The organism is Streptomyces sp. S6, from assembly GCF_054880855.1.
Genome location: NZ_JBTYMC010000590.1, coordinates 1 through 1,848, shown reverse-complemented (window position 1 = coordinate 1,848; position 1,848 = coordinate 1). Strand labels below are relative to the sequence as shown.

The 1,848-nt window shown below is 71.5% G+C and carries 2 protein-coding genes and 1 pseudogene; 2 read left to right on the top strand and 1 reads right to left on the bottom strand.

Translation table 11 applies throughout. The features are described from left to right. Positions 1 to 280, bottom strand: a pseudogene (locus ACVNF4_RS35575) (hypothetical protein); the annotation flags it as partial. Between the two features lie 225 nt (positions 281 to 505). Between ACVNF4_RS35575 and ACVNF4_RS35570 the strand changes: the two are divergent. Both ACVNF4_RS35570 and ACVNF4_RS35565 read left to right on the top strand, forming a co-directional pair. Next, on the top strand, positions 506 to 1,099 hold the full coding sequence (locus tag ACVNF4_RS35570; RefSeq protein ID WP_461806969.1) for a M48 metallopeptidase family protein: 594 nt from the start codon (positions 506 to 508) through the stop codon (positions 1,097 to 1,099). Between the two features lie 118 nt (positions 1,100 to 1,217). Further along, positions 1,218 to 1,848, top strand: a 631-nt coding sequence (locus tag ACVNF4_RS35565) for a TerD family protein (protein ID WP_461806968.1), incomplete at its 3' end; no start/stop codon positions are given.

The following is a 1,848-nucleotide window of genomic DNA, read 5'->3' as shown; positions in this document are numbered from 1 at the left end:
CAGGTAGGACCGCATGCCCGCGCGGGACAGCTCCGTCAGCCGTTCGGGGGTCGCATCGGGCACCACGCGCGCGTAGTTGCTCTCCAGCCGCAGGACACCCTTGCCGCGCCTCCTCCCGCAGCAGCGGCAGCCCCCGCGTCCCGTCCAGCAGCTCCAGGAACCCCTGCGTGGCGCGGTCCAGCGGGCCCAGCGTCAGCGCGTGCGCCGGAGTCATCCCGAACTGCACGGTGCTCAGATCCCGCCAGCCGCGCCGCAGCGCCGGCTTCACCCTCGGATGCACGGCCACCACCCCCGTCGTCGTCATGGCCTCACGGCCCCGGCGCGGCCCTCGCCCCACCGGTCACCCTCAGCATGCCCACCCCCGGCGAAACGCGCGGAAAGTTATCCACAGGCATCCGAATTCGTCGTACGAATCGCCGGCGTGATGCACCCGGACGACACGGGAACGACACCGAACCGTCCCGGAGTCAAGACTTCTCCCATGTGCAGCGGGTAACGTCAGGGCGTGTCCGCCGACCCACTGCACGCCGGAACATCACAGCGCAGCGCGACGAACCAGCCGCCGAGCGGTCCAGGGGCGAGCGCGATCGAGGTCCGCAGGAGCGCCCGGCGCCGCCGGACCGTCTCCGCGTACCGCGAGGGCGACCGCACCGTCGTGCTCATCCCCGCCCGGATGTCCGAGGCCGAGGAGAAGCGCTGGGTGACTGTCATGCTCGACAAGCTGGCCGCCCAGGAGAACCGGCGGGTCCCCGGCGACGCCGAGCTCGCCGAACGCGCGCAGCGCCTGTCCGCGCAGTACTTCGACGACCGCGCGCGGCCCCGCTCGGTGCGGTGGGTGACCAATCAGAACACCCGCTGGGGCTCGTGCACGCCCGCCGAGGGCAGCATCCGGCTCTCCCACCGGCTCAAGGGCATGCCGGAGTACGTCATCGACTACGTCCTCCTGCACGAGCTGGCGCACCTCCTCGTCCCCGGCCACGGCCCCGACTTCTGGCGGCTGCTGGAGGCGTACCCGCGCACCGAACGCGCGCGCGGCTACCTGGAGGGCGTCGTCTCCGCCGACCGGCTCCCGCATCTGCCGGGCGCGCGCGGGGAGTGAGCCCTGAGGCCCCCGTTGTGTACCGGGTCCGTACCGAACTTCGTGCGATGTCCGAGCCAGCGGCTAGCCTGGCGCGAAACGGACCGGCATTCGGGAAACGGGGGGACGGTCGTTGCACATGCCCAGGGAATTCCAACGCGGCCACAAGGCCAGGATCGGCGACCTCACGGCAGGGACGGACCTGTACGTGGGCGTGCGGATATCCGCGCCGGGACTGACCTTCGACATCAGCTGCTTCGGCCTGGACGCCGACGAACGGCTCTCGGACGACCGGTACTTCGTCTTCTTCAACCAGCCCAAGTCCCCCGAGGAGGCCGTCCAGCTCCTCGGTGAACAGGCCGGGGACACGGAATCCTTCCGGGTGACCCTGGACCGCGTCCCGGCGCAGATCCAGAAACTGTCGTTCACCGCGACGATCGACGGCGACGGACAGATGTCGCAGATCGCCCCCGGGTACCTCAGGATCGTCGCCGGCGGCGAGGAGGTCGCCCGGTACGCCTTCGACGGCTCCGAGTTCACCACCGAACGCGCGGTGATGCTCGGCGACTTCTACCTGAAGGACGTCTGGCGCTTCGCCGCCGTCGGCCAGGGCTTCGACGGCGGTCTCGACGCGCTGCTGCGCAACTTCGGCGGCGAGGTCGCCGAGGAGGAGCCACCGGTGCCCGAACCCGCCGCCGCGCCCCCAGCCTTCGCCCCGCCCGCGTTCGCACCGCCGACGACCCCGACGCCCCCGGCAGCCCCGCCGACCC